At 74.7% G+C, this 26,046-nt stretch carries 27 protein-coding genes; 15 read left to right on the top strand and 12 right to left on the bottom strand.

What is annotated here, in order from left to right:
- Positions 1–88: 88 nt before the first annotated feature.
- From HWY08_RS00565 to HWY08_RS00545, 5 genes are all read left to right on the top strand, one after another.
- Positions 89–1,003: a M23 family metallopeptidase gene (locus HWY08_RS00565; RefSeq protein WP_176062177.1), complete on the top strand. Its 915-nt coding sequence runs from the start codon at positions 89–91 to the stop codon at positions 1,001–1,003.
- A gap of 209 nt (positions 1,004–1,212) precedes the next feature.
- Complete coding sequence (secA, locus tag HWY08_RS00560) at positions 1,213–4,050, top strand: preprotein translocase subunit SecA (protein ID WP_176062176.1); 2,838 nt, start codon at positions 1,213–1,215, stop codon at positions 4,048–4,050.
- A 70-nt stretch (positions 4,051–4,120) separates the two neighbouring features.
- Entirely contained in the window at positions 4,121–5,071 is a 951-nt protein-coding gene (locus HWY08_RS00555) for a DNA-3-methyladenine glycosylase family protein (protein WP_176062175.1), read from the top strand.
- A 92-nt stretch (positions 5,072–5,163) separates the two neighbouring features.
- Entirely contained in the window at positions 5,164–6,975 is a 1,812-nt protein-coding gene (locus tag HWY08_RS00550) for an acyl-CoA dehydrogenase FadE (RefSeq protein ID WP_176062174.1), read from the top strand.
- 9 nt (positions 6,976–6,984) lie between these two features.
- Positions 6,985–7,233 (top strand): Lrp/AsnC ligand binding domain-containing protein, encoded by a 249-nt coding sequence (locus tag HWY08_RS00545; protein WP_176062173.1) that lies wholly within the window; start codon positions 6,985–6,987, stop codon positions 7,231–7,233.
- A 15-nt stretch (positions 7,234–7,248) separates the two neighbouring features.
- Here the strand turns inward: HWY08_RS00545 and HWY08_RS00540 are convergent, their stop codons facing one another.
- The 7 genes from HWY08_RS00540 to HWY08_RS00510 all read right to left on the bottom strand — a co-directional run bounded on the left by HWY08_RS00540 (position 7,249) and on the right by HWY08_RS00510 (position 12,907).
- Positions 7,249–8,289, bottom strand: coding sequence for an AI-2E family transporter (locus HWY08_RS00540; protein ID WP_176062172.1), 1,041 nt, complete (start codon positions 8,287–8,289; stop codon positions 7,249–7,251).
- 115 nt (positions 8,290–8,404) lie between these two features.
- Entirely contained in the window at positions 8,405–9,115 is a 711-nt protein-coding gene (locus tag HWY08_RS00535) for a ferredoxin reductase domain-containing protein (RefSeq protein ID WP_235969382.1), read from the bottom strand.
- Complete coding sequence (locus HWY08_RS00530) at positions 9,112–9,948, bottom strand: MBL fold metallo-hydrolase (RefSeq protein WP_235969381.1); 837 nt, start codon at positions 9,946–9,948, stop codon at positions 9,112–9,114. Before HWY08_RS00530 ends, HWY08_RS00535 begins: the two co-directional genes overlap by 4 nt.
- 18 nt (positions 9,949–9,966) lie before the next feature.
- Entirely contained in the window at positions 9,967–10,485 is a 519-nt protein-coding gene (locus HWY08_RS00525) for an adenine phosphoribosyltransferase (protein WP_176062171.1), read from the bottom strand.
- 57 nt (positions 10,486–10,542) lie between these two features.
- Entirely contained in the window at positions 10,543–11,271 is a 729-nt protein-coding gene (locus HWY08_RS00520) for a M23 family metallopeptidase (RefSeq protein WP_176062170.1), read from the bottom strand.
- Positions 11,268–12,032 carry a 5'/3'-nucleotidase SurE gene (gene surE, locus HWY08_RS00515; protein WP_176062169.1) on the bottom strand — a complete coding sequence of 255 codons (765 nt, stop codon included), beginning with the start codon at positions 12,030–12,032 and terminating at the stop codon, positions 11,268–11,270. Before surE ends, HWY08_RS00520 begins: the two co-directional genes overlap by 4 nt.
- Before the next feature lie 44 nt (positions 12,033–12,076).
- Complete coding sequence (locus HWY08_RS00510) at positions 12,077–12,907, bottom strand: YwiC-like family protein (RefSeq protein ID WP_176062168.1); 831 nt, start codon at positions 12,905–12,907, stop codon at positions 12,077–12,079.
- 134 nt (positions 12,908–13,041) lie between these two features.
- Between HWY08_RS00510 and HWY08_RS00505 the strand changes: the two genes are divergently transcribed.
- Together HWY08_RS00505 and HWY08_RS00500 are read left to right on the top strand one after the other, a co-directional pair.
- Entirely contained in the window at positions 13,042–13,620 is a 579-nt protein-coding gene (locus HWY08_RS00505; protein ID WP_176062167.1) for a type 1 glutamine amidotransferase domain-containing protein, read from the top strand.
- 118 nt (positions 13,621–13,738) lie between these two features.
- The gene (locus HWY08_RS00500) at positions 13,739–14,146 is read left to right on the top strand and encodes a PilZ domain-containing protein (RefSeq protein WP_176062166.1); all 408 of its coding nucleotides are present in this window, start codon (positions 13,739–13,741) and stop codon (positions 14,144–14,146) included.
- 20 nt (positions 14,147–14,166) lie between these two features.
- On the opposite strand, the gene HWY08_RS00495 is transcribed toward HWY08_RS00500, so the two are convergent.
- Positions 14,167–15,066 carry a LysR family transcriptional regulator gene (locus HWY08_RS00495; protein WP_176062165.1) on the bottom strand — a complete coding sequence of 300 codons (900 nt, stop codon included), beginning with the start codon at positions 15,064–15,066 and terminating at the stop codon, positions 14,167–14,169.
- 103 nt (positions 15,067–15,169) lie between these two features.
- On the opposite strand from HWY08_RS00495, the gene HWY08_RS00490 reads away from it, so the two are divergent.
- On the top strand, positions 15,170–15,484 hold the full coding sequence (locus tag HWY08_RS00490; protein ID WP_176062164.1) for a DUF2917 domain-containing protein: 315 nt from the start codon (positions 15,170–15,172) through the stop codon (positions 15,482–15,484).
- Between the two features lie 334 nt (positions 15,485–15,818).
- Entirely contained in the window at positions 15,819–16,880 is a 1,062-nt protein-coding gene (locus HWY08_RS00485; RefSeq protein WP_176062163.1) for an HNH endonuclease, read from the top strand.
- Between the two features lie 124 nt (positions 16,881–17,004).
- Here the strand turns inward: HWY08_RS00485 and HWY08_RS00480 are convergent, their stop codons facing one another.
- Positions 17,005–17,478 carry an aminoacyl-tRNA deacylase gene (locus HWY08_RS00480; RefSeq protein ID WP_176062162.1) on the bottom strand — a complete coding sequence of 158 codons (474 nt, stop codon included), beginning with the start codon at positions 17,476–17,478 and terminating at the stop codon, positions 17,005–17,007.
- Positions 17,479–17,643: 165 nt separating this feature from the next.
- Between HWY08_RS00480 and HWY08_RS00475 the strand changes: the two genes are divergently transcribed.
- The gene (locus HWY08_RS00475; protein ID WP_235969380.1) at positions 17,644–18,843 is read left to right on the top strand and encodes a GNAT family N-acetyltransferase; all 1,200 of its coding nucleotides are present in this window, start codon (positions 17,644–17,646) and stop codon (positions 18,841–18,843) included.
- On the opposite strand, the gene HWY08_RS22070 is transcribed toward HWY08_RS00475, so the two are convergent.
- On the bottom strand, positions 18,803–19,579 hold the full coding sequence (locus HWY08_RS22070; protein WP_176062161.1) for a class I SAM-dependent methyltransferase: 777 nt from the start codon (positions 19,577–19,579) through the stop codon (positions 18,803–18,805). The genes HWY08_RS00475 and HWY08_RS22070 overlap by 41 nt on opposite strands.
- Before the next feature lie 30 nt (positions 19,580–19,609).
- Here HWY08_RS22070 and HWY08_RS00465 point away from each other — a divergent pair, with 30 nt between their 5' ends.
- The 4 genes from HWY08_RS00465 (at position 19,610) to HWY08_RS00450 (ending at position 24,316) form a co-directional block, all read left to right on the top strand.
- Entirely contained in the window at positions 19,610–20,566 is a 957-nt protein-coding gene (locus HWY08_RS00465) for an ABC transporter ATP-binding protein (protein ID WP_176062160.1), read from the top strand.
- Complete coding sequence (locus tag HWY08_RS00460) at positions 20,563–21,324, top strand: ABC transporter permease (RefSeq protein ID WP_176062159.1); 762 nt, start codon at positions 20,563–20,565, stop codon at positions 21,322–21,324. Before HWY08_RS00465 ends, HWY08_RS00460 begins: the two co-directional genes overlap by 4 nt.
- A gap of 138 nt (positions 21,325–21,462) precedes the next feature.
- Complete coding sequence (locus HWY08_RS00455; RefSeq protein WP_176062158.1) at positions 21,463–22,293, top strand: nucleotide-binding protein; 831 nt, start codon at positions 21,463–21,465, stop codon at positions 22,291–22,293.
- 187 nt (positions 22,294–22,480) lie between these two features.
- Entirely contained in the window at positions 22,481–24,316 is a 1,836-nt protein-coding gene (locus HWY08_RS00450) for a RecQ family ATP-dependent DNA helicase (RefSeq protein WP_176062157.1), read from the top strand.
- Positions 24,317–24,323: 7 nt separating this feature from the next.
- Here the strand turns inward: HWY08_RS00450 and HWY08_RS00445 are convergent, their stop codons facing one another.
- Together HWY08_RS00445 and HWY08_RS00440 are read right to left on the bottom strand one after the other, a co-directional pair.
- Positions 24,324–24,854 (bottom strand): hypothetical protein, encoded by a 531-nt coding sequence (locus HWY08_RS00445; RefSeq protein ID WP_176062156.1) that lies wholly within the window; start codon positions 24,852–24,854, stop codon positions 24,324–24,326.
- Positions 24,855–24,862: 8 nt separating this feature from the next.
- Positions 24,863–25,429 carry a hypothetical protein gene (locus tag HWY08_RS00440; protein ID WP_176062155.1) on the bottom strand — a complete coding sequence of 189 codons (567 nt, stop codon included), beginning with the start codon at positions 25,427–25,429 and terminating at the stop codon, positions 24,863–24,865.
- Positions 25,430–25,451: 22 nt separating this feature from the next.
- Between HWY08_RS00440 and HWY08_RS00435 the strand changes: the two genes are divergently transcribed.
- Entirely contained in the window at positions 25,452–25,967 is a 516-nt protein-coding gene (locus tag HWY08_RS00435) for a YaeQ family protein (protein WP_235969379.1), read from the top strand.
- The last annotated feature ends 79 nt before the right edge of the window (positions 25,968–26,046 follow it).

The following is a 26,046-nucleotide window of genomic DNA, read 5'->3' as shown; positions in this document are numbered from 1 at the left end:
GCGGTCGGGGGACAGACCGCGCTTCCCGGCCCGCACGTCCGCGCTTAGCTTTCGCCGGATGCGTGACGAGGCCCTAGACGGTGAGGGGATGCCGACGCCTCCGAAGGCTCAGCAGTACACCCTGATCGTCGTCAGCGATCACTCGCAGGCGGTGCGGAAGTTCCGCCTGCCGCGTCGCTGGCTGCGCCGCGGCGCCTACGCGGGGGGTGGCGTGGCCCTCGTCGGGCTCCTCACGCTCGGGCACTACTTCAGCCTGCTCGGCACCGGCACCGAGAACCGCATCCTGCGCGAGGAGAACGCGCAGCTGCGCTCACAGATCCTGCTCGTCCAGGAGAAGGTGGCCCACATCTCCGCCACCCTCGACCGCGTGGAGCGGTTCGACGCCAAGCTGCGCACCGCCGTCACGCAGCTCCAGGATCCGGAGCGGGGCCTCGCCATCGGGCCGGTCGGCAAGAGCGCGGAGACGCCCCTCGCCGGCGCCGCGCCCGCCGCGCACGAGAGCGTGGCGGCGCTCCCGGGCCGCCTCGCCTCGCTCGAGTCGGAGGCGACGCGCCAAGAGTCGTCCCTGCGCGAGCTGCAGGAGTACTTCGACGACCAGAAGTCGTTGCTCGCCTCGACGCCGTCCCTGTGGCCGGCCCGCGGCTGGGTGACCTCCGACTTCGGCGTGCGGGTCGATCCCTACACCGCCGAGCGGATGATGCACCGCGGGCTCGACATCGCCACCGCGACCGGTCAGCCGGTCTACTCCCCCTCGGACGGGACGGTCGTCTTCGCGGGGACCGAGGGCGGCTACGGCAAGGTGCTCGTCATCGACCACGGCTACGGCGTGAAGACCCGCTACGGCCACCTCTCCGAGATCTTCGCCAAGCTGGGCGAGCGCGTGAAGCGCGGCGCCCGGGTCGCGGCGGTCGGGAACACCGGCCGCTCGACCGGTCCGCACCTCCACTACGAGGTGCGCGTGAACGGGATCCCGGAGAATCCGCGGAAGTTCATCCTCGAGTAGGGGGCTGCGCGGGCCCTGCGGCGCGCGGCGCGCGCCCGCCATTTGCTTTGGGCTGGCCCTGCGTTACCTAAGAAGGTAGCTTCGGCCCGCCTGTCGCCTGGGGGCTGGGCAGCCAGCCGAATCGGCCCTCGTCACGGGCGCTTGCGCCGTCTACCGCGGCGTGGGGCGCTCGCGTCGTTTCGAGGCGGACCGCTCATTAAGGAAGCCGGATGCTGAACTACGTCCTCAAGAAGATCGTCGGCACGAAGAACGAGCGCGAGCTGCGCCGGATCACCCCGCTCGTCGCCCAGGTGGCGGCGCTCGAGCCGAAGATGAAGGCGCTCGCCGACGACGACTTCCCGCGCCTCACCGCGCGCTGGAAGGAGGAGGTCCAGCAGAAGGGCCGCCCGCTCGAGGAGCTCATGCCCGAGGTGTTCGCCGCCGTCCGCGAGGCGGGCGTGCGCGCGCTCGGGATGCGGCACTTCGACGTCCAGCTCATCGGCGGCGCCGTGCTGCACCACGGGAAGATCGCCGAGATGAAGACCGGCGAGGGCAAGACCCTGGTCGCGACGCTCCCCTGCGCGCTCAACGCGCTCGCCGGCCGCGGCGTCCACGTCGTCACCGTGAACGACTACCTGGCCCGCCGCGACGCCGAGTGGATGGGGCGGCTGTACCGGTTCCTCGGCCTCTCCACCGGCGTCATCGTGCACGGGCTCACCGACCAGGAGCGTCAGCGCGAGTACGGCTGCGACATCACCTACGGCCAGAACAACGAGTTCGGCTTCGACTACCTGCGCGACAACATGAAGTTCCGGCTGCAGGACTACGTGCAGCGGGAGCTCCACTACGCCATCGTCGACGAGGTCGACTCCATCCTCATCGACGAGGCGCGCACGCCGCTCATCATCAGCGGCCCCTCCGACGAGGCCACCGACAAGTACTACGTGGTGAACCAGGTCATCCCCTCGATGATCAAGGACCAGGACTTCACCGTCGATGAGAAGACGCGCACGGTGGTGATGACCGACTCCGGCATCGGGAAGATGGAGAAGAAGCTCGGCGTCGGGAACCTGTACGACCCCGACCAGATCGAGCTCCTGCACCACGTCGAGCAGGCGCTCCGGGCGCACCACCTCTACCGCAACGAGGTGGACTACGTGGTGAAGGAGGGCGAGGTCGTCATCGTCGACGAGTTCACCGGCCGCATCATGCCGGGCCGGCGCTGGTCGGACGGCCTCCACCAGGCCATCGAGGCGAAGGAGGGCGTCAAGATCGAGAACGAGAACCAGACGCTCGCCACCATCTCCTTCCAGAACTACTTCCGCATGTACTCGAAGCTGGCCGGCATGACCGGCACGGCCGACACCGAGGCGGCGGAGTTCGCCGACATCTACAAGCTCGACGTGGTGGTCATCCCCACCAACCGCAAGAACGTCCGCAAGGACTCCGAGGACGTCGTCTACAAGACCGAGCGCGAGAAGTTCGGCGCGCTGTGCACCGAGATCGAGGAGCGGAGCAAGAAGGGGCAGCCGATCCTGGTCGGCACCGTCTCGGTGGCGAAGAGCGAGGTGGTCTCGTCGCTGCTCAAGAAGCGCGGCGTGCCGCACAACGTCCTCAACGCGAAGCACCACCAGCGCGAGGCCGAGATCGTCGCCCAGGCCGGCCGCAAGGGGGCGGTCACCATCTCCACCAACATGGCCGGCCGCGGCACCGACATCCTGCTCGGCGGCAACCCGGAGATGATGGCGAAGCACGAGCTGGGCCCCGCCCCCGACGCGCCCATGGAGGGCGAGGAGGAGGCCGCGTTCCAGGAGCGCCGCGCCGACTGGGAGAAGCGCCTCGCCGAGCTGACGGCGCGCCTCAAGGAGCAGACCGCGAAGGAGCACGAGGAGGTGACCGCGGCGGGGGGCCTCCACATCGTCGGCACCGAGCGCCACGAGTCCCGCCGCATCGACAACCAGCTGCGCGGCCGCGGCGGCCGGCAGGGCGACCCCGGCTCGTCCATCTTCTACCTGTCCCTCGAGGACGACCTGATGCGCATCTTCGGGTCGGACCGCATCTCCCGCATGATGGAGACGCTGGGGATGAAGGAGGGCGAGCAGATCGAGCACCGCTGGCTCACCAAGGCCATCGAGAACGCCCAGAAGAAGGTCGAGGCCCACAACTTCGACATCCGCAAGAACCTGCTCGAGTACGACGACGTGATGAACCAGCAGCGCAAGTCGGTCTACCGGCTGCGCCGAATGGTGCTCGGGTTCGGCGCGGGCGTGCCGGTGGTGGAGTTCGACGAGGACCCGAAGACCCGCAAGAAGACCCGCCGCGAGCAGGTGTGGAGCTGGGACGACGAGCGCGAGCACGTGCTCGACCTCATCGAGGACCTCGTCGTGGACATGGTGGCGAACACCTGCCCCGAGGGCACGTCGCCCGCGAAGTGGGACCTCGACGCGCTGTCCGCGCTGGTGAAGGACCAGTTCGGCCTTGAGGTGAAGTTCACCGGGCCGGCCTCCGGCCGCGGCGGCGAGGCGCGCGCGGCCATCGAGGAGCAGGTCTACAACGTGGTCGAGAAGGCCTACCGGGCGAAGGAGGAGCAGCTCGGGAAGGACCAGGACGGCGTGCCGGTGCTGCGCCGCTGGGAGCAGTACATCTACCTCCAGTCGATCGACCAGCTGTGGAAGGACCACCTGCTCGCGATGGATCACCTGCGGCAGGGGATCGGGCTCCGCGGCTACGGCCAGAAGGACCCGAAGCAGGAGTACAAGAAGGAAGGCTACGAGATGTTCGTCCAGATGACCTGGCGCGTGAAGAGCGCGGTCATCGGCAACATCCTGCGCCTGCAGCTCGTCCGGCAGGAGACGGCCGAGGAGATCGAGGCGAAGCGCCTCGCCCTGGCGCGCCGCCAGCGCGTCACCGAGAGCCACGGGGCCGAGGCGGACGGCGAGGCGCGCAAGCCGGTCAAGCAGGAGACGGTGGTCCGCACGCAGCCCAAGGTGGGCCGGAACGACCCCTGCCCCTGCGGCTCGGGCAAGAAGTACAAGAAGTGCCACGGGGCGACTGAGGCAACCGCCTGACGGCGGCGGGGCGCAGGGCCCCCCCGACAACGACCGGTAGGGCGGGGGCTCGTCCCCCGCCGCCAGCGCCGTGGACACCCCCTCCCCCTTCGACCTCGACCTCACCGTCCGCAGCCACGGGTTCTACGACCTCGCGCCCTGGCGCTACGACGCCGGGCGGAAGGTGCTCGCGCGCCCGCTCCGGCTCGCGCCGGGCCGGGTGGTGGACGTCGAGGTGGCGCCGCGGGACGGCGCGGGCGGCGGGCTCGCGCTCCGCGTCCGGGCGGAGGGCCGGCTCTCGGCGGCCGAGTCCGCGGAGGCGCGGCGGCAGGTGCGCGTCTGCCTCGGGCTCGACGAGGACCTCGCCCCCTTCTACGCCAGGATCCGCGAGCTCGAGGCGGGCAGGGGACGAGCCCCCGCCCTACGGCGTGCACGCTCCTCGTTGCCTGCCCTCGCCTGGGCTGCGGAGCGCGGGGCTGGGCGCCTGCTGCGCTCGCCGACGGTCTTCGAGGACGCGGTGAAGACGCTCTGCACGACCAACTGCTCCTGGGCGCTCACCCGCGTCATGACCGCGAACCTGGTGGAGCGGCTCGGGGAGCCGGGCCCCGGCGGCGCGCGCGCGTTCCCGTCGCCCCAGGCGATGGCGGCCGCGCCGGAGCGCTTCTACCGCGACGCCGTCCGGGCCGGTTACCGCGCCGGCGCCCTCCGCGAGCTGGCGCGCCGGGTGGCGAGCGGGGAGCTCGACGTGGAGGCCTGGCGCGATCCGGCGCGCGCCACCGGGGCGCTGGCGGAGGAGATCGCCGGGCTCGCGGGCTACGGCCCCTACGCCACCGAGCACCTGCTCCGGCTCCTCGGGCGCCACGACCACCTGGCGCTCGACTCCTGGACCCGTGCGAAGCTCATGCGGCTGCGCGGGCGCCGCCGGGTCCCCACCGACCGCGCCCTGCGCGCCTGGTACGCTCCGTACGGGCGCTTCGCCGGCCTCGCCATGTGGCTCGAGGTCACCGCCGACTGGCACGGGCCGGCGTCCAGCTGGCCCTGAGGGGGCCTCGCGGCGGTTCGGTTGACGCGGCGCAGCGGCGTCGACATGTTCGAGTGCGGCTGTTGACCCGAGAATCAACGGAGCCTTCGCCCATGTCGAACCCAGCGCAGATCCTCGATGTTTCCGCCCTCCCGCCCGGCGGCGGGTTCCTGCTCGCCCCGGTCGGCCAGGAGCGCATCCGGACCCCCGACGACTTCACCGAGGACCAGCGCGCCTTCTTCCGGACCGCGGAGCAGTTCGCGGAGGAGCGGGTGCTCGCGAACGCCGCCCGCATCGAGAAGAAGGACTATCCGTTCGTGCGGCAGCTCCTGCGCGAGGCGGGCGAGCTCGGGCTCCTCGGGCTCGACGTGCCGGAGGCGTACGGCGGGCTGGGCCAGGACGAGACCTCGTCGATGCTCGTCACCGAGGCGATGGCGAGGCTCGGCGCCTGGTCGGTGACCTTCGGGGCGCAGGTCGGCATCGGCTCCCTGCCCATCGTCTACTTCGGGACCGAGGCGCAGAAGCGCCGGTACCTGCCGAAGCTCGTCTCGGGCGAGTGGGTGGCGGCCTACGCGCTCTCCGAGTCGTCGTCCGGCTCGGACGCGCTCGGCGCGCGCACGAAGGCGGTGCTCACGCCCGACCGCAAGCACTTCGTGCTGAACGGCTCGAAGCAGTGGATCACCAACGCCGGCTTCGCCGACGTCTTCATCGTGTTCGCCAAGATCGACGGCGACAAGTTCAGCGCCTTCATCGTGGAGAAGGGGACCCCCGGGTTCTCGCTCGGCGCCGAGGAGCACAAGATGGGCATCCGGGGCAGCTCGACCTGCCCGCTCATCTTCGAGGACGCGAAGATCCCGGCCGAGAACCTGCTGGGCGAGCCGGGCAAGGGTCACCGCATCGCGTTCAACATCCTCAACATCGGCCGGCTCAAGCTGGGCGCCGGGTGCGTGGCCGGCTGCCGCGGCGTGCTGCAGCTCGCGGTCGAGTACGGCCGCGACCGGCGGGCGTTCGGCCAGCCCATCACCGGGTTCGGCCTCGTCCGCGAGAAGCTCGCCCGCATGGCGGCGCTCGTCTACGCCGGCGAGGCGATGAGCTACCGCACCACCGGCCTCATCGACGAGCGGATGGCGCGGTCCGGCGCGGCGCACGGCACGCCCGCGTTCGACCAGGCGGTCATCGCCGCCGTCGAGGAGTACAACATCGAGGCGTCCATCCTGAAGGTGTGGGGCTCGGAGGCGCTGTCGCAGGCCGCCGACGAGGCGCTCCAGATCCACGGCGGGTACGGCTTCGTGGAGGAGTACGCCATCGAGCGCGTCTACCGCGACAACCGGGTGAACCGCATCTTCGAGGGGACGAACGAGATCAACCGGATGCTCATCCCCGGCACCCTGCTGAAGCGCGCCGCCAAGGGTCAGTTCCCGCTGCCGCAGCTCGCCCGCACCGTGGGCGAGGCGGCGGCGCGGGGCGAGCTGCCGCGGCCCGGCCCCGGCCCGCTCGCGCGCGAGCGGCGCCTGGCCGAGCTCAACAAGCACCTCATGGTGTACGCCCTGCAGGCGGCGGTGGAGACCTTCGGCCCGGCGCTCTCCGAGAAGCAGGAGGTGCTGGGCGCGCTGGCCGACGTGGCCATCGAGGCGTACGCGGTGGACAGCGCCGTCGCCCGGGCCCTCCAGTCGGCGCGCGACGGCCGGGTCGAGCCGGTGGCCGAGGCGTGCGTCAAGCTCTACGCGGTCGAGGCGCACGAGCGCGCCTACGCGCAGGCGAAGCGGGCGCTCCGCGCCACCGTCACCGACGTCGCCGCCTGCCGGGAGCACCTCGGGCGCCTCCGCAAGCTGTTCGACGAGGACCCGGCCGACCTGACCGCCCTGCGCGAGATCATCGTGACGAAGACGCTCGAGGCCGGGAAGTATCCGCTCGGCTGGGCGTAAGATGCGGGCATGAAAGCCGCCTTCGTGCTGGTCCGGTGCGAGCTGGGCAAGATCGAGCAGGTCGCGAACGCCCTCATGGAGATCGAGGGCGTCTCGGAGGTCCACTCCATCACCGGGCCCTGGGACCTGCTCGTGAAGCTCTACGCGCCCGACTACGACGCCTTCAGCGACGTCATCCCGGGCCGGGTGCAGAAGCTCCCCGGCATCCGCGAGACCGAGACCTTGCTCGCCTTCCGCGCCTTCCGGGCGGAGGGGTAGGGCGCCGGCCCGCCGCTAGGCGCCGAAGTCGCGGCGGTACATCCGCACCACCGCCACCACGAAGGTGACGGCGAGCGGGCCGACCAGGAAGCCGATCGGGCCGAAGGCGGCGAGCCCGCCGAAGAGCGCGAAGAAGATGACCGCGCCATGGATCGGCACGCCCCCGCGGATGAAGAGCGGCTTCACGACGTTGTCGATCATGCCCACCACCCCGATCCCGAACAGGGTGAGGCCCACGCCCGCGGCGGTGTGGCCGGTGAGGAGCTGGACCAGTCCCAGCGCCACCACCATCACGGTGGCGCCCAGGAATGGGATGAGCGACACGATGAAGGTGGTGACCCCGAAGAAGATCGGGTTCGGCACCCCCGCGAAGTAGTAGCCGACGGTGGCGAGGACCGACTGCACGCCGCCGGTGGCGATGGTGGAGACGAGCACGGTCACCGTGACGCGCCGGAAGTCGCGCAGGAGCTCGGAGACCTGCCCCCGCTTCACCGGGATGGCCTCGTTGAGCCACTCCACCAGCGCGGGCCCGTCGAGCAGGAGGAAGTAGAGCGCGACCAGGGTCAGGATGCTCTGGAACAGCACGCTGCCGGTGGTGGAGACGACGCTCCCCAGCACCGTGGCGGCCCGCGCCCCCTCGGACGCGGCGAGCTCCTGCAGCCGCCCCAGGCTCGACGGCACCGCCTCGGCCAGCCGCTCCGCGAAGGGCCGCAGTGACGCCGGGACGTGCTCGACCACGTTCTGGAGCGCGTGGCTCGCCAGCACCTGCCGCAGCCAGCCCACGCCGGCCTGGATCTGCGGGACGAGGACCGCGCCCAGCGCGGAGAGCGGGGCGACCACCGCCACCAGCACCGCCGCGGTGAGCAGCCCGGCGGCGAGCTTGCGCCGCTCCCCCAGGGCCGCCGCGAGCCGGGTGGTGGCCGGGCCGAGCGCCCCCGCCAGCACCGCCGCCACGAAGAGCGGCGTCCACAGGGGCAGCAGGATGACGACGAGCAGCGCGAGCGCGAGGAGCGCCAGGAGGATGAAGACGGCGTGCGCGGTGCGGGCCGGGACCATGGCTCTTCTTACCGCGTCCGCGGGCCGGGCGGTGGCGGCGAAGGTGGCTGAAGAGGAGGGGGCCCCGCGCAGCGGGGGAGGGCGAAGCTTTGGACGGGCGGGGCGGCACGCCCCGCTAGAAGTTCAGATGCACGCGCTGGGGTGGGATGCCGGCGCGGGCGAGGGTGGCCCGCACGTCGTCCACCATCGCCGTCATGCCGCAGGCGAAGGCGACCGAGCTCTCCGGCGGCGCGCCGCCGAAGGCGAGGGAGCGCGCCACCTCCTGTACCCGCCCGCGGACGCCCGGCCAGGCCTCGTCCTCCTGCGACGGGCAGAGCACCACCCGCACGCCCCCGCGCTCCCAGGCGAGGTGCTCGCGCTGGTACGCGAAGTCGCGGCCGCGCCGCTGGCCGTAGAAGAGCGTGACGCGGTCGAACTCCTCGCGGTGCGCGAGCACGTGCTGGACGAGTGCGCGGATGGGCGCGATGCCGGAGCCGGCGGCGAAGAGCAGCACGTGCCGGCCGTGCCCCTCCTCGACCGGGAACCCCTTCCCGAACGGCGCGGTGATGGCCATGTCGGCGCCGGGCAGCGCCGCCGCCACGGCCGCGTCGGCCACCTTGCCCCCGCGCTTCACGAGCAGGTCGACCATGCCGGCGGGGTCCGGCGCGCTGGCGAGCGCGAAGTACGCCTCGCCGGCCGACGTGTGGAGCTTCACCACCTGGCCCGGGCGCTCGTGCGCGCGCGCGGCGTCCGGCGGCAGCTGGAGCCTGACCGCGCGGAGCGCCGGGGTCTCGTCCCAGGCGGCGAGGACGCGGGCGCCGATGAGCGGGGCCGAGGCGAGGGTCACGGCCCCTCTCTACCATCTTCCCCCGGGTGAGGGGCGGGGAGAGGGGGCGGCAGCGGCAGCGATTGACCGTCGCGCGCCGCCAGGGTCGGGACGCCGGTCCGCTCCGAGATGGCGAGCGCCACGCGCTCCGGACCCTCCCGGACGAGCTGCATCCCGAAGTGCGTCAGCACCGCCAGCCGGGGTCGCACCGCCGCGATGAGCCGCTCGGCGTCGTCCGCGCCGAGGTGGAGCAGGCGGCGGTCGCCGCCCTGGAGCCGGGTGGTGTTCACGAGCAGCACCTCGACGCCGGCGTACGCCTCCGCGAGCGCGTCCATCCAGAAGGTGTCCACCACGTGCCCGACCGAGACCCCGGGCGCGGTGAGGCGGTAGCCGTAGGTCTCGACGCCGTGGTCGTGCGCGAGCGGGGTCGCGAGCGTGATCCCCGGCGCGAGCTCCCAGGCGCCGCCCGCCCGAAGCCGCTCGATCCGGGCCGGGAACGCCTGGGCATACCGGAACACCACCGGGTCGTCCTCGAGCGCGTCGCCCGGCGCGAAGAGCGCCGCGCGCCGCTTGAAGCCGCCGCCGGTCATCGCCTCCAGCACCGCCGTGGCGTCGCCCGCGTGATCGAGGTGGCGGTGCGAGAGGTAGAGCGCGTCGACCCGCGCCGGGTCGAGCTTCGGGCGCGAGGCGAGCGCGCGCACGAGCGCCCCCGGGCCCGGATCGACCCACAGCCTGAAGCCGCCCAGCGCGTAGACGAGCCCGCCCGAGTGGCGCACCTGCGTGGCGACCACGTGCCGGGCCCCGGCGGTCCCGAGGAACTTCAGGTGGTCGGAGGGCGGCGGCGCGGCGGGCACGCCCCCTGTTCTAACGCCTCAGTACTGGACGAGCGCGTGGACCTTGCCGGCGCCGAGGCGCCGGGCGCCGTGCAGGAACCCCAGCTCGAGCAGGAAGGCGAACCCCACCAGCTCCGCGCCCTGGCGCGTCACGAGCCGGCCCACCGCCCCGGCGGTGCCGCCGGTGGCGAGCACGTCGTCCACCACCAGCACCCGCTCCCCCGGCCCGACCGCGTCGAGGTGCATCTCGAGCGCGTCCTCGCCGTACTCGAGCGCGTACACCTCGCGGACGGTGCGCCAGGGCAGCTTGCCCGGCTTGCGCACGATGGCGAGCCCCGCGCCCAGGGCCACCGCCAGCGGCGCCGCGAAGATGAAGCCGCGCGACTCGATCCCGACGACCTTCCCGATGCCGAGCCCGCGGTAGCGCTCGGCGAGCGCGTCGATGACCCCGCGGAAGAGCCTGGCGTCGGCGAGGACGGGGGTGATGTCCTTGAAGACGATGCCCTTCTTCGGGAAGTCGGGCACGTCGCGGATGCTGGCGCGCAGCTCGTTCGTCATGGGCTCTCCGGAGGCGCCCAGCCTATCACCCCTCGGGTCCGCGGCCGAGGCGCGCGCCTAGGGGAGGTAGGTGAGCGGGTTGCGCGGCCGCGTACCCTCTCGCACCTCGAAGTGCAGGTGCGGACCGGTGGTCCGGCCGGACTGGCCGACCCGGGCGATGACCTGGCCGGCGGCGACGCGCTCGCCCTGGCGCACCAGCAGCGCGCTCGCGTGGGCGTAGAGGGTGAGCAGCCCGCCCTCGTGGCGGACGATGACGATCGAGCCGTAGCCAGACTGCTCGCCGGCGAAGACCACCGTGCCGGCCTCGGCGGCCCCGACCGCGGTCCCCTCCGGCGCGGCGATGTCGATCCCGTCGTGGCGCTGCCCCTGCCGGACGCCGTAGCGGCTGTAGAGGACGCCCTGCAGCGGCCAGCGCAGGCGCGCCGGGGGGGCGCGGTCGAGGCGGGGCAGCGGCTCCTCCTCGGCGGGACCGGCCCCGGCCGCGCCCGGCACCTCCACCGCGCGCGCCGCGCCCGGCACGAACAGCTCCATCCCGACCGCGAGCTGCCGCGGGTCGGAGAGGTCGTTCACCTCCAGCAGCTCCTGCACCGGCACCCCGTAGGCGCGCGCGATCCGGTAGACCGTCTCGCCCTTCTTCACGACGTGCGTCACCCCGACCAGGTCCGGCTCGACGTGCGGCTCCGGGCTGGTGAGCGGGACCGGGGGGCCGCCGGCGGGGCCGGGCGGGCGGTGCGCGCAGGCGGCCAGGGCGAGCGCCAGCGCCAGGCCGGGCGCGGCGCGCCTCACGGGATGGGCTCCTTGCGATAGCCCTCGACCGTCCAGCTCCGCATCTCGTCGAGGAGCGCGCCGTGGGTCCAGTCGAGGTGGAGCGGCGACACCGAGACGAGCCCTTCCTGGAAGACGCAGTTGCAGTCGGAGTGGGGGATGTCCTCGTTGACCGCGCCCCCCTCGCCGCCGATCCAGTAGTACGGGCGGCCGCGCGGGTCGCGCTTCTCCACCACCTCGTTGCCGTAGGTGCGCCGGCCGAGCCGCGCGAAGCGGAACCCCTTCACCGGCCCCGGCGGCACGTTCACGTTGAGGAGCGCCGGCGCCGCGGGGGGGTGCTGCACCAGCCGCCGCGCCAGGGCGGCCGCGAAGGCCACCGCGTGCTCGAACGCGTGCGGGGGCGGCCCCGCCAGCGACACCGCGATCGCGTGGCAGCCGAGGAGCGCCCCCTCCATCGCCGCGGCGACGGTGCCGGAGTAGAGGACGTCCGTGCCGAGGTTCGGGCCGTGGTTCACGCCCGACAGGACCACGTCGGGCCGCCTGCCGCGCAGCACGAGGTTGAGCCCCATGTAGACCGCGTCGGTGGGCGTCCCGTCCACCGCGTACCAGCGCGGCGCCACCTCGGCGAGGCGCAGCGGCCGGTGGAGCGAGATGGAGTGGCTCGTCGCGGACTGCTCGCGGTCGGGCGCGACCACCCACACCTCGTCGTCCGGGAAGGCGCCCGCCAGCGCGGCCAGCCCCGGCGCGTGCACGCCGTCGTCGTTCGAGAGCAGGATGCGCACGCGCCGAATCTACCAGACCCCGGCCCGCGGCTCGCCTTCCCGGCCTACCCGATCCACCGCAGGCCGCCCACCAGCAGGAGCAGCGTCACCACGCCGCTCGCCACGATGGCCCAGCCGAGCTCCCGCAGGCGCTTGGCGGAGACGCGCGCCAGGCAGACCGCGACCGAGAGCGCGGCGGTGGGGGCGAGCGCCACCGGCGCCGCCCGGGGCAGGCCGGCCAGCGGCACCGCGGCGAACGCGCCGCCGACGAGCGCCAGCGCCGCCGCGGCGTACGCGAGGCCGGGATCGCGGGCTCCCTTCGTGCGGGCGCGCACCAGCACCGCCTGCACCGCCAGCGTGGCGGTGGTGAAGGCGAGCAGCCAGGTGAGCCACGCCCCCACCGCCCAGGCGGGTGGAGCGCCCGCCGCGAGCCCGACCGCCAGCGCGCCCGAGGAGAGGGCGGCCGCGACCACCACCTCGCCCGCGAGCGTCTTCTCCTTCCGCGCCGCGACGAGCCAGCTCACCACCGCCGCCAGCGCGGCCGGCAGCGCGAGCGCCGCCCGCGCGAGCGGCGGGGCGAGGACGAGGCCGGCGAGGCCGGTGGCGGCCGCCTGGGCGCCCAGCAGGAGGAGCACCCGTCGCGCGCGGGCGCCGTCGCCGGCGGTGGCGCGCACGCCCCGCTGGCCGAGCACCACCAGCAGCGACTCGTGCGCGACGAACGCGGCGACGAGCGCGTAGGTGAGGAGCAGCGCGGCGGCGGTCGGGCGGCCCAGCGCCAGCGCGGTCACGAGGGGCAGGAGGAGCTGCCCGTAGGCGCCGTGCTCGTGCGGCACGAGCGTGCGGGTGCGGGTGGGCTCGGGCGGCCGGGCGGCCGTGGTGGTGGCGGTCTCGGGCATGCTGGCCGGTTCTACTGCGGATCGGGCGCCGCGCGCACGCCCTCGCCCGGCCCCGATCCGATGCGCAGGTTACCGGCTCCCCAACCACCGCGGGGCGGCCGTCCGCGAGGAGGCGCCCCCCTCAGGAGGAACACATGGCGCAGCGCGCGCGCGTGGCGTGCATCATCGGCGACGGCTTCGAGGACTCGGAGTTCCGCGTCCCCTACGACCGGCTCAGGAGCGAGGGGTACCAGGTGGACCTCATCGGCGCCAAGGCGGGCCAGACCATCGCCGGCAAGGCGGGCCGGGAGAAGCTCACCGCCGAGAAGGGGATCGCGGAGGCGAAGCCCGACGACTACGTGGCCCTCCTCATCCCGGGCGGCTACTCGCCGGACCACCTGCGGATCGACCCTCGGTTCGTGCAGTTCGTGAAGGCGTTCGACGCGGCGCAGCGCCCCATCGCCGCCGTGTGCCACGGGCCGCAGCTCCTCATCACCGCCGGGCTCGTGAAGGGGCGGACCCTCACGGCCTGGCCCACCATCCAGGAGGACCTCCGGCAGCTCGGCGCACAGGTGAAGGACGCCGAGGTGGTGGAGGACCGGAACTGGATCACGAGCCGCAAGCCGGACGACCTCGAGGCGTTCAGCGACGCGCTGGTCGAGCGGCTCGCGCAGGGCGCGCGGCCCGGCCAGGGCTACCCGGCCGGCGCCGAGGATCAGGCGGCGCACCCGTAGCGGGCGGGGCGGGTCCGGCGGCCCAGTGCGGCGCGCCTCACCGGATCGCGGGACTCGCCTGCGCAGCGGGCGAGGAGGAGCATCGAGCTGGGACGCGCGCCGCGTCCGGAGGTGCTCCATGACCACCGTCGCCTCGCACGCCGAACGGCGCGACTTCTCCCGCATCGCGCTCTCCCGGCCGGCCGCGCTCGAGATCGGCGCGGCGCGCACCGCCTGCGAGCTCGTGGACATCTCGCTGCGCGGCGCGCTCGTCCGGACCCGCGCCCCCCTGGTGGCCGTCGGGGGGCAGGCGTGCCGGCTCCTCGTCCAGCTCGACCAGGGCCCGGCCACCATCCTCATGCGCGGTGAGATAGCGCACGCCCGCGGCCGCGAGATCGGCGTGAGCTGCCGCGAGCTCGACCTCGACAGCGCCGCGCACCTGCGGCGGCTCGTCGAGGTGAACCTGGGCAGCGAGAAGCTGCTCGAGCGCGAGCTGGCGGCCCTGGTGGCGCGCGCGGGCGCCCGGCCCGCCGCCGGGAAGCGGTAGCGCGCTCCGGTCGGAGGTCGTCAGGGGCGCCGCGCCAGCTCCGTCAGCCAGCGCAGCGCGACGCTGACGCGGGCGGCGGCGCGCAGGTCGGGGTGGGTGACCGCCCAGATCTCGTTCGGTGGCGGCTCCAGGCGAGGCAGGACACGGACGTAGCGCGGGTCGGAGGCGACCACCTCGGCCATGAGCAGCGCCACCCCGGCGCCGGCGGCGCAGGCCGCGTGCATGGCGGTGGTGGTGCGCGTCCGGAGCGCCACCCGCGCGCCGGCCGCGACCTCCCGCAGCCACGCCTGGCCGGGGGCCCGGTCGAGCTCGCGCTCGAACAGGACGAGGTCGTGGGCGGCGAGGTCCTGGGCGGTGCGGGGCGTGCCGCGGCGGGCGAGGTAGGCGGGCGCCGCGTAGAGCCCGAGCCGCTCGTCCCCCAGCCGCCGCGCCACCAGCGACCGCTCGCGCGGGCGGAAGTGGCGGAGCGCCACGTCCGCCTCGCCGCGGGTGAGGTCGACGGCGCGGACGTCGCCCACGAGCTCCACCGTCAGGCCCGGGTGCGCCGCGAGGAAGGCCGGCAGGGCCGGCGCGAGCACGTAGGTGGCCCAGCCGTCGCCGCAGGTGATGCGGACCGTGCCGGTGGCGCGCGCGTCGGCGCCGGCCAGCTCCCGCTCCGCCTCGAGCACCTCCGCCTCGACCCGCTCGGCGCGCGGCAGGAGGGCGCGCGCCGCGGCGGTGGCGGCGAGCCCCTCCGGCGCGCGGGTGAAGAGCCGCGCCCCGACCGCCGCCTCCAGCGCCGCGAGCCGCCGCCCCACCGTGGTGGGCGCGACGCGGAGCGCCCGCGCCGCGCCGGCGTGGCTGCGGGTGCGGTGGACGGCGAGGAAGATGCGGAGGTCGTCCCAGGCGAGCATCCCGGGGACGTAACGGGGCCCGTGCATGGATGCACGATCGTCGTGCTCGATCGTGCATTGATGAAGTGATGCGCGAGCACCAGGATCCACCGCGTGGCCCGGCGAGGCGGCCAGGCCGAGGAGGAGCACCATGACGACGACGCGGTGGTGGGCGCCGGGGCACGGAGGGAGGCAGGGCGTGCACGAGCTGGCGCGGGACGCGACCCTGCGCCTGCGGGCCGGGAGCGCGGGGCTGGTGCTGCGGGCCACCTCCGGGTGCGTGCTGGTGACGCGCGAGGGCGACCGCGATGACCACGTGCTCGAGCCGGGCGGGGAGCTCCGGCTCGAAGGGCGCGGGCTGGTGGTGGCGTGGGCGCTCGCGCCCTCGCGGCTGGTGGTGGCCGGAGCGCCGGCCGGCGCCCGGGCGCGGGCCGGGCGGCGGGAGAAGGCGGTCGCGGGGGCGTGACCGCCGGGTGCTCCCTGGCGCTCGCTGGCTCTCTCTCCTGCCTCGGCCGCGAAGCGGGGAGGGCCGGGGAAGGGGCCCTGCAACCCCCGCCCGAGATTCGGAGCGGTGCCGCGCGAACGACTGGTGTTCGGCAAAGAGGGGCGCGGCAGGTGGCGGGCGGTGCCCCGGCGGCGGGCGCCGCCGGATGGGGAACGTCGCTCGCGAGCCGGGGCCGCGCGTCCGAGGCGGCGGGGCGTGGTCCGGCTTACGACTGGGCGGATACCCGTCCCTCTGGGAGTGGTGCGTCCGGGCGCTGCATCTCAGCGAGGGGGCCGCCGGCCGGCGCATCGCGGCGATGCGCGTGCTGCGGCGGCGCCCGGGGCTCGCGGAGCCCCTGCGCGACGGGCGGCTCTCCCTTTCCACCGCCGCCGCGCTCGGGCCCGTGCTCACCGAGGGGAACTGGGAGGAGGTCGTCGGGCGCGCCGCGTTCAAGACCAAGGCGGAGACCGAGCACCTCGTGGCGACGCTGCAACCGAGGCGGGCGCCGCGGGAGGGGCTGCGGCGGCTGGCGGGGGCGGTCGAGACGGCGGCTGCGCTCTCGAGGCCGCTCGAGGCGGGCTGCCTCGAGCTCGACCGCGGCGGGGGACGAGCCCCCGCCCCACAGCCCGAGGCGGCGCGGGGGGCGGTGCGGTGGGCCCCGGGGACCTCGGGGAATCCCTCGAGGCTCGAAGTCCCCGGAGCAGAGGCATGCCCGCCGCAGCTCGAGCCGCCGCGACCTCCCCCACCGCGCCGGGCCACGCTCGAGGCCATCGACGCCGACAGCTACTCGCTGCGGGTCACCATCGACGCCGAGCTGAAGAAGGACCTCGACCAGCTGAAGTCGCTCCTCGCCCACAAGGTCCGCAACGGCGAGCTCGGCGCGCTCCTCCGCGAGGCGGTGAAGTGTGCCATCGAGAAGCATGGTAAGCGCCGCGGCGCGGTCGAGCCGTCGCGCCAGCGGAAGAGCCCAGCGCCGGCCGAGAAGGCGCCGCCTCCGGCACCGGCTCCGGGCCAGCGCGAGCCCATCCCGGCCGCGGTGAGGCGGGAGGTCTGGAAGCGCGACGGCGGGCCCTGCGCCTGGTGCTCACCGGACGGCCGCCGCTGCGGGAGCACCTGGATGCTGGAGCTCGATCACATCCAGCCCGTGGCGCTCGGCGGGCGCAGCACGGCCGACAACCTGAGGCTGGTTTGCCGTAACCATAATTCCCTGCACGCGGAGCACGTCTTCGGGAGGGAGCACATGGACCAGTTCCGGAAGGAACGCGGACCGGAGTGCTCCATCAACTCCGCCAGCGGAAGCACTTCAGGGGCGTGCGGTCCGGGCCCAGCGACCGGCGGCACGGCGGGAACGCAGCCGCAGCGCGGCACCGGATCGTGAGCCGCTCTCGCGGAACGCGCCGCGGACGCGGGGCAACGCCTAACCGGCCCCGCTCACCGACACCTCGCAGCTCGGCGCCGGACTGCACCGGCGACGCCGGGGACGGCAAGAGCGGCTGACCCGTTCACATCACCGGCGGCGCGGCCAGCCCCTCGACGATGCGGACGCGCTCGGAGAGCAGCCAGTCGTCGGTGTCGACCTGGATCGCGTCCTCGTGCGTGCCGCCGCGCATGAGCAGCCACGGCTCGCGGGCGACGTCGGCGTCCACGTAGATGGGCACGCCGAACATCGAGAGCGGCGGCTCGGCGCCGGGCTCGCACGGCCAGAACCGGTCGGCGAACCGGCTCTCCGGGACGAGGTGCACCTCCTGGGCGTGGAGCGCCTGGCGCAGCACCTCGGCGTCGACGTGGGTGGCGGCCGAGACGACGGCGAGCGCGACGTGACCGTCGACGCTCACCACCACCGCCTTCGCCACGCGGGCGCCCGGCACGTGCTCCGCGGCCGCGAGCCGCTGGGCGGGCACGGCGCGCGGGTGCACGTAGTGCTCGAACCTCAGCCGGTGCTCTCGCAGGTAGGAGTCGATCATCGAGGGGATCATGGGCGCCTCCGTTCGTGTGCCTCGATCCTCCGCGCCGCGCGGGGCCCCGGCAAGGCGCCCCGCCGGGGCGAGGCGAATCGGTACGGACCGCCGGCCGGACGCCCGGCTGCGCGGCCGGCGGCCCTCCCGCGGCGGGCGCCGCCCCGCCCCGCTAGGAACCTCCGGGTGCACCCGCCGCTCGCCCTACGCGTCCTGGAGGCGGTCTCGGAGGTGCCGGGGGCGGCCTGGGACGCGCTCACGGCGCACGAGCCGGCCGCCGCCGGGCCGTTCGTCCGCCACGCCTTCCTCGACGCCCTGGAGCAGTCGGGGTCGGCGTCGCTCCGGACTGGCTGGCGCGCCCGCCACCTCACCCTCTGGCGCGGGGGCGAGCTCGTCGCGGCGGCGCCCGCCTACGCGCGACACGGCTCGGACGGCGACTTCTCGCGCGACTGGGAGTGGGCGGCGGCCGCCGAGCGCGCGGGGCTCGACTACTACCCGAAGCTGCTCCTGGCGGTGCCCTTCACGCCCGCGACCGGCCGGCGCCTCCTGGTGGCGGCGGGCGAGCCGAGGGGCCCGGCGGCGTCCGCCCTCCTGGCGGGGGCGCGCGCGCTGGCCGAGGAGGAGGGGTACCGCTCGGTGCACGTGCTCTTCGCGGCCGAGGACGAGGCGGCGGCGCTCGCCGGGGCCGGCCTGGCCGAGCGGATCGACTTCCAGTACCACTGGCGCAACGCCGGCTACCGGACGCCGGAGGAGTTCCTGGCGCGCTTCGGCTCGAAGCGGCGCAACGCGCTCCGGCGCGAGCGCGCGGCGCCGGCGCGGCAGGGCATCGCCGTGCGCACCGTGCGCGGCGGCGAGCTCGCGGCCGAGGCGACCACCTGGGCCGACGCCATGTTCGAGCTGCACCGGCGCAGCGTCGACCGGATGGAGTGGGGGATGCGCTGGGTGAACCGCGGCTTCTACCGCCGGGTCCTCGCCGCGATGCCGGAGGCGCTCGAGATCGTCGAGGCGCGCCGCGGGGGCGCGCTGGTGGCGGCGGCCTTCAACGCGGCCTCGCCGGAGCGGCTCTACGGCCGGTACTGGGGCTGCCGCGAGGAGCACCCCTTCCTGCACTTCAACGTCTGCCTCTACCACTCGGTCGACGAGTGCATCCGGCGCGGCCTCGCCGCCTTCGAGGGGGGCGCGGGCGGCGACCACAAGCTCGTGCGCGGCTTCGAGCCGGCGCTGACGCGCTCGGCGCACCTCTTCCTCGACCGGCGGCTCGACGCGCCGCTGCGGCGCCACCTGGCGGAGGAGGTGCGGGCGCGGCGCGAGGCGCTGGCGCGCTGGCGGGCCGAGGCCCCGGTGCTCAAGCCGCTCGAGGCCGGCGGCGGGCCCAGCGGAGCGTGAGCTCGCGCTCGAAGCGCGCCCCGCCGGCGCGCGCCGCCAGGCGCTCCGCCTCGGCCAGGAGCGCCGCCAGCCGCGCGGGCGCCAGCGCCGGGCCGGCGAAGGAGAGCGAGCGGAGGACGCCCTCCAGCGCCGCCGGGTCGAGCGCCGCCTCCTGCCGGAAGCGCTCCTCGGCCGGCGAGGCGCCGGGCGCCGCCAGGGCGAGGAGCTGCCGCCCCGCGCCGGCCGGGCGGGACCGCGCCTTCGGGTTCTCGCGGGCGAGGAGGGCGGCCAGCCCTTCCATGAAGGGCGTGTCGGCGAACCGCGCCTCGACCAGCGCGATCGTCCCCCCGGGCCGGAGCAGGCGCGCCGCCTCCGCGCCGCATCGCTCCGGGTCCACCCACTGCACCGCGTCGGCCAGGAGCACGAGGTCGAAGCCGCCGCCGGGGAGCCCGGTCGCCTCGGCGGCGGCGTGCACCGGCGCCAGGCGGGGCGCGGCCGCGGCGCGCCGCGCGAGCGCGTCGAGCATGGCGCGGGCCGGCTCCACCGCGCTCACCTCGAGCCCGGCGGCGGCGAGCGGCAGGGCCAGGTGCCCGACGCCCGCGCCCAGGTCCGCGGCGCGCGCGCCGGGGCCGCCGGCGAGCGCGGCGAGCCGCTCCACCAGCGCCCCGGGGTAGCCGGGCCGCGCGGCGTACGCCCCGGCCAGCCGGTTGAAGACCCAGCGATCCTGATCCTGGAGCGAGACCGAGCGGCGGCCCATGCCGCCGAGTGTTACATTCGCGCGCGACCCGTGCCCACCCCCGTCGTCACCCTCCGCGGCGTGAAGAAGCGCTTCGCCGCCTTCCAGGCCTTAGCGGGCGTCACGCTCGACATCCAGGCGGGCGAGATCTTCGCCCTGCTGGGCCCGAACGGCGCCGGCAAGACCACGCTCATCTCCATCGTGGCCGGGCTCCTGCGCGCCAGCGAGGGCGAGGTGCGCGTGCTCGGCCGCGACGTGGTGAGCGACTACCGCTTCACGCGCCGCGCGGTGGGGGTCGTCCCGCAGGAGATCAACTTCGACCCGTTCTTCACGGTGGAGGAGTCGCTCCGCATCCAGGCCGGGTACTTCGACGTGGAGCTCCCGGAGGCGCGCCTGGTCGAGCTGCTCGAGGCGCTCGACCTGGTCGCGAAGCGGCGCGCCAACACCCGCGCCCTCTCCGGCGGCATGAAGCGGCGCCTGCTCATCGGCAAGGCGCTCGTGCACGACCCCAAGGTCCTCTTCCTCGACGAGCCGACCGCCGGGGTGGACGTCGAGCTCCGGCAGTCGCTCTGGCGCTACGTGCGGCTCCTGCGCGACCGCGGCACCACCATCGTGCTCACCACCCACTACCTGGAGGAGGCGGAGGAGCTGGCCGACCGCATCGGCGTCATCGACCGCGGGCGCCTCCTCGTGCTCGACGACAAGGACGCGCTCATGCGCCGCCACGCCGGCAAGACGCTCCGCGCCACGCTGGCGGCGCCGGCCTCGGCGCTGCCGCCCGAGCTCTCGGCGGTGGGGGCGCGGCTCGAGGAGGACGGGCTGGTGGTGGCGGTGGACGCCGCGCCCGGCGCCTCCTTCGGCGCGGCGCTGGCGGCCTTCGCCCGCTCGGGCCTCCAGGTGAAGGACGTGGAGACGACGCGCATGCGGCTCGAGGACGTGTTCGTGAGCCTGCTCCGGGCCGGCGGCGGCGGCGCCAGCGCCGCGGCCGCGCCGCGGGAGGCGCCGTGAGCTCGCTCGGCCTGCGCACGCTGCTCGACAAGGAGGTGCGCCGCTTCCTGCGGGTGCCCGGGCAGACGCTGCTCTCGCCGCTCGTCACCACCACGCTCTACTTCGTCGTGTTCGGCTTCTCGCTCGGGAGCCGGCTGCGCGAGGTGGAGGGGGTGCCGTACGCCCGCTTCATCGTCCCCGGGCTGGTGACGCTGGGGGTGGTCTCGAACGCCTACCTCAACAGCGCCTCGTCGCTGTTCGTCATGAAGCTGCAGGGGACCATCTTCGACCTGCTCGTGTCGCCGCTCTCGTACGGTCAGGTCCTGGCCGGCTTCGTGGGCGCCGCCGTGCTGCGCGGGGCGCTGGTCGGCGCCGTCATGTGGGCGGTCGCCGGCGCCTTCGCCGGGTTCGAGCTGGCGCACCCGCTCTTCGCGGTGCTGATGCTCCTGCTCGTCGCCACCGCCTTCGCGGCGCTCGGCTTCATGACCGCGGTCTGGGCGAGCTCGTTCGAGCAGGTGAACTTCTTCCCCACCTTCATCATCACGCCGCTCACCTTCCTGGGCGGCGTCTTCTACTCGGCGAAGATGCTCACGCCGGGCCTGCGCCAGTTCACGCTCGTGAACCCGGTGTTCTACATGGTCGACGGGGTGCGCTACGGGATGCTCGGCCTCTCGGACGCCCACCCGGCGGTCGGGCTGGGCCTCGTCGCGGCGCTGGCGGCCGCCGCGCTGGCGGGCGCCTACGCGATGCTCCGCACCGGCTACAAGCTGCGCGGCTAGGCGCCGGCCGTCCGCGCGGCGCCGGGGCCGGCGTGCGCTCCTTGCCGCTGGTGGATCGATTCCCTTCCCTCGCGGGTTATGGTACGCCCCCTCGCGATCCGGGGCCCTTTTGACCCTACCTTCTGGAGGTTCGTATCCATGCGTCGTCTGCTGACTGTGGCGGTGGTGACCCTGGCCCTCGCGGCCTGCAAGAAGCCCGAGGCGCCGAAGCGTCCCGCCGCCGCGGGCGGCGCGCCGGCTGCCCAGGCGGCCGGCGGTGACCGCCAGATCCTGCGCGGGAAGGTCCTCGAGAAGATCGACGTCTCCCAGTACAGCTACCTGAAGCTCGCCACGGCGTCCGGCGAGGTCTGGGCGGCCGTCACCCGGACCGACAAGAAGGCGGGCGACGAGGTCGGCGTCGGGAACGCCTTCCCGATGCAGAACTTCGAGTCGAAGGAGCTGAACCGCAAGTTCGACGTGGTGTACTTCGGCACGCTGGCCGCGCCCGGCGGCGAGGTGGCCCCCATGCCGCCCGCCATGGGCGGCGGCGCGATGGGCGGCGGGATGCCTCCCCCCGCGATGGGCGAGGGCGCCGGTGGCCCCCCCAACCCGGCGCAGCTCGCCGCGCAGCACCAGGCGGTGGTGACCGGCCCGAACGACGTCGAGGTGAAGAAGGTCGCCAAGGCGGCCGGCGCCGACGGCCGCACCATCGAGGAGATCTGGTCGCAGCGCGCGAAGCTGAAGGGCAAGCCGGTGGCGGTGCGCGGGCAGGTGGTCAAGTTCACCGCCGTCATGGGGAAGAACTTCCTCCACCTCCGCGACGGCAGCGGCTCGCCGGACAGCAAGACCAACGACCTCACCGTCACCACCTCCGACGCGGTCGGCGTGGGCGACGTCGTGACCGCCAAGGGCGTCATCGTGACCGACAAGGACTTCGGCGCGGGCTACGCCTACCCGGTCATCATCGAGGACGCGAAGGTGATGAAGTAGGCGAGGCCACCCCCCTTTGCGGTCCTGGCGGCGGGTCCCTCTGGGGCCCGCCGCTTCCGTGAGGGGGGGGGTCGGGGGGCAGAGCCCCCCGACGTCCATGTCGGCGCAGCCGGCGGCCGCTCGCGCCAGCGAGCGAAAAGCGCCGAAGGCGCAGCCGCCGGCCCGTCTCGTGTAGACTCCGCCGGCCGTGCCGCCCCCCACAACGAAAAGCCTCGAGCTCTTCGCGAGCGATGGGCCGGCGCGCGCCCGCGAGGTCCGCGGCGAGGTCGAGGCGCTCGAGGCGGCCTGGGCCGCGGGCGACCGGAGCGACCTCGCGCTGCGGCGCCGCTGCGAGGCGCGGCTCGAGGCGCTCCGCGCGCTGTGGCGCAGCGAGCGAGCCCTCTTCGGCCCCGGGGAGCTGGCGGCGCTCAAGGCGGTGGCCGAGGCGCTGCGCGCCCCCCCGCCGGACCGGCCCCGCGCCTCCGCCCGCCAGGTGCTGCGCGAGGTCTTCGGGCACGAGGCCTTCCGGCCCGGGCAGGAGGCCATCATCGAGGCAGTGCTCGCGGGGCGCGACTGCCTCGGGGTCATGCCCACCGGCGCCGGGAAGTCGCTCACCTACCAGATCCCGGCCCGCGTGCTGGGGGGGACCACCCTGGTCGTCTCCCCGCTCATCGCGCTCATGAAGGACCAGGTGGACGCCATGGCGCGGGTGGGCGTCCGCGCCACCTTCCTCAACTCGAGCCTCGACCCGGACGAGCGGCGCGCGCGCGTGCAGCGCATCCGGCGCGGCGAGCTCGAGCTCGTCTACGCCGCGCCCGAGGGCCTGGAGGCGTCGGTCGGGGCCGCGCTCGAGGGCGTGCGGCTCTCCGCCCTGGCGGTGGACGAGGCGCACTGCATCAGCCAGTGGGGCCACGACTTCCGCCCCGCCTACCGCAACCTGCGCGACCTCAAGGCGCGCTTCGGCGGGCTGCCGGTGCTCGCCCTCACCGCCACCGCCACCGCGCAGGTGACCCGCGACATCGCGGACCAGCTCGGGATGCGCGACCCGCTCGTGCTCCGCGGCACCTTCTTCCGCCCGAACCTCCGGCTGCACGCCTACCAGAAGGGCGAGGGGCGCGGCCACGGCGCCGCCATGGCCGGCCGCGGCCTCAAGACGCGCGACGCGCTCCTGCGCCTCGTCCGCTCGCGCCCGGGCGAGAGCGGCATCGTCTACTGCCTCTCCCGGAAGTCGGTGGAGGCCACCGCCGAGCTCCTCTGCGACCACGGCGTGCGCGCCACCGCCTACCACGCCGGGATGGAGCCGGAGGACCGCACCCGCGCCCAGGACGCGTTCCAGTCGGGCGAGGTGGAGGTGGTGTGCGCCACGGTCGCGTTCGGGATGGGCATCGACAAGCCCGACATCCGCTACGTCATCCACCGCGACATGCCCCGCTCCATCGAGGGCTACTACCAGGAGATCGGCCGCGCCGGCCGCGACGGCGCGCCCTCCGACTGCGTGCTCTTCTACTCCTGGGCCGACGTGGCGAGCTGGGACCGGCTGGCCGAGGGCGGCGACGCGGAGGTGGCGGAGCTGCAGCGCAAGCAGGCGCGGGAGATGTTCCGCCTGGCCGAGGACGCGGTCTGCCGCCACCAGGCGCTGGTGCGCCACTTCGGCGAGAGGATCGAGCCCTGCCGCGAGAGCTGCGACCTGTGCGGCGGGGGCGACCTCGTCTCCGAGGCGAAGCCCGTCCGCACCGCCCGCGCCCACGGTCGCGAGGAGCGGTCAGGGTCCGGCGCGAGCAGGGCGGGGGCTCGTCCCCCGCCGCCCGAGCCGATGGACACCGAGGGCGCCGAGCTCTTCGAGGCGCTGCGCGCCGTCCGCAAGCAGCTCGCGGCCGAGCGCAGCCTCCCCGCCTACTGCGTCTTCTCCGACGCCGTGCTGCGCGCCCTGGTGGAGCAGCGCCCGCGCGACGAGCTCGAGCTCGCCGCGGTGAAGGGCGTCGGGCGCAGGAAGGCCGCGGCCTACGCGGAGGCCTTCCTGCCGCTCCTGTGCGCCGCGCGCTGAGCGCGCGCTACAGGTAGCTGACGGCCGCCTTCACCTCGGCGCACAGCGTCGCGCCGGCGGTGAAGCTCCCGCCCGGCGCCTGGCTGGGATCGGCGGTGCCCGAGAGCTCGAGCACCAGCTGGCCGGACTGGAGGTACGGGAAGAGCTCGGCCCCGTCGCCGGTGACCTCGATCGACGTCCCGGCTCCGGTGGCCGGGCGCTGGTAGGTGCCGAGCGGGAGCTTCGGCAGCGTGCTCCCGGAGGGCGGGACCGCGCTCACGGTGAGCGTCGTGACGAAGTCGGCGCTCTGCGTCGAGTCGAGCGCGGCGGAGCGGAAGAGGACCTGGACGTCGTGGACGCCGCTCTGCGCCAGGTCCGGCACGGTCGAGCCGAGCGCGAAGGCGAGCTGGACCGGGGGCAGCGGGGCGGAGGTGACGCCCGGCACCCGCGCGCTCGGGACGGTGTAGCCGGGGGAGGTCACGCAGACGCGGTCGACCTGCAGGTCGGCGCTGCAGCCGGCGAGGGCGAGGAGCGCGGCGGCGAGGGCGGCGGTGCGCATGGCGGGGGTCACCAGAACCGGAGCGCGACGCCGACGCTGGCGGCGGGCACCCAGGCGGCGAGGTGGATGGGGGTGGAGTTGGCCGTCCCGGAGCCCGCGGGGGCGCCGCTGACGCCGCGCAGCGTGCTCCAGGCGCGCGACACCCCGGCGCGCAGGAAGAAGGTGGTGCCGTCCGGGTTCCCGAGCTCGAGGCCGAGCAGCCCCGAGGCGTAGGCGTAGCCGACGCTCGAGAGCGAGGCCTTCCAGGCCTCGGGGACGTGGAGGCCCGAGAGCGGCGAGCGGAGGTCGGCGTCGAAGGTGGTGCCCGCCTCGACGGTCGCGGTCGGCCTCGCCCAGGAGCGGAAGGGCGCCAGCGTGAGGCCGCCCTGCAGCCCGAACGCGTAGTAGTTCCAGGTCACCCCGCCGTGGAGGCGCGCCCAGGGCACGAAGGGGCGGAAGGTGAGGGCGGCGACGCCGCCCGCCGGGGAGTCGGCGTCGAGCTGGAGACCCAACCCCCAGCTCCGGTCCTCGGCGCGCGCGCCGAGCGGAACTGCGGTAAGCAGGAGGCCGACGAGGAGGACGCGGATGGCGCTCACCGCCACACTGTATGATTTCGACGTGGCGCTGAGCCATGTGGACAATGGGCTCCACCTGTCGCTCCAGATCCGGGCGGCGCGTCATCCCTCGGAGACGCTCGAGCGCATGTGGCTGCGGGTGCTGGCGTTCTGCTGGTTTCACCAGGAGCGCATCGCGTTCGGGCCCGGGCTCTCGGATCCCGACGCGCCCGACCTGTACGCGGACGACCTCACCGGCCAGAAGGAGCTGTGGGTGCGGGTGGGACGGCCGGACCCGGCGCGGATCCAGCGCGAGGCCGACCGCGCCGGGCAGGCGAGGGTGGGCGTCCTCTTCGACGCGCCTTCGCGCATGGAGGCGTTCCTCGCCGAGGCGCGCGAGGCAAAGCTCGCCCGCCTGGCGCGGGTGGACCTGCTCGCCGCCGACCCCCGGCTCCTCGCGGCGCTCGCCGCCCGCGACGACCGCCGGACGCGGCTCGCCCTCACCATCGTCGGCGACCACGTCTACGCGGAGCGGGGCGGGCAGGCGGTCGACGGCCCGCTCACGCGGGGGTCGTTCTAGACCCCCAGCTGGGCGGTTCAGGACGAATTTCGAATGCGCCGCCGCGCTCCGGCGTTAGAACTCGGTCGCTAATCGTACC

Source organism: Anaeromyxobacter diazotrophicus (genome assembly GCF_013340205.1).
Classification (GTDB): Bacteria; Myxococcota; Myxococcia; order Myxococcales; family Anaeromyxobacteraceae; genus Anaeromyxobacter_A; species Anaeromyxobacter_A diazotrophicus.
Note: the sequence above shows the minus strand (reverse complement) of the source record. Positions and strands in the feature narration are given on the sequence as shown.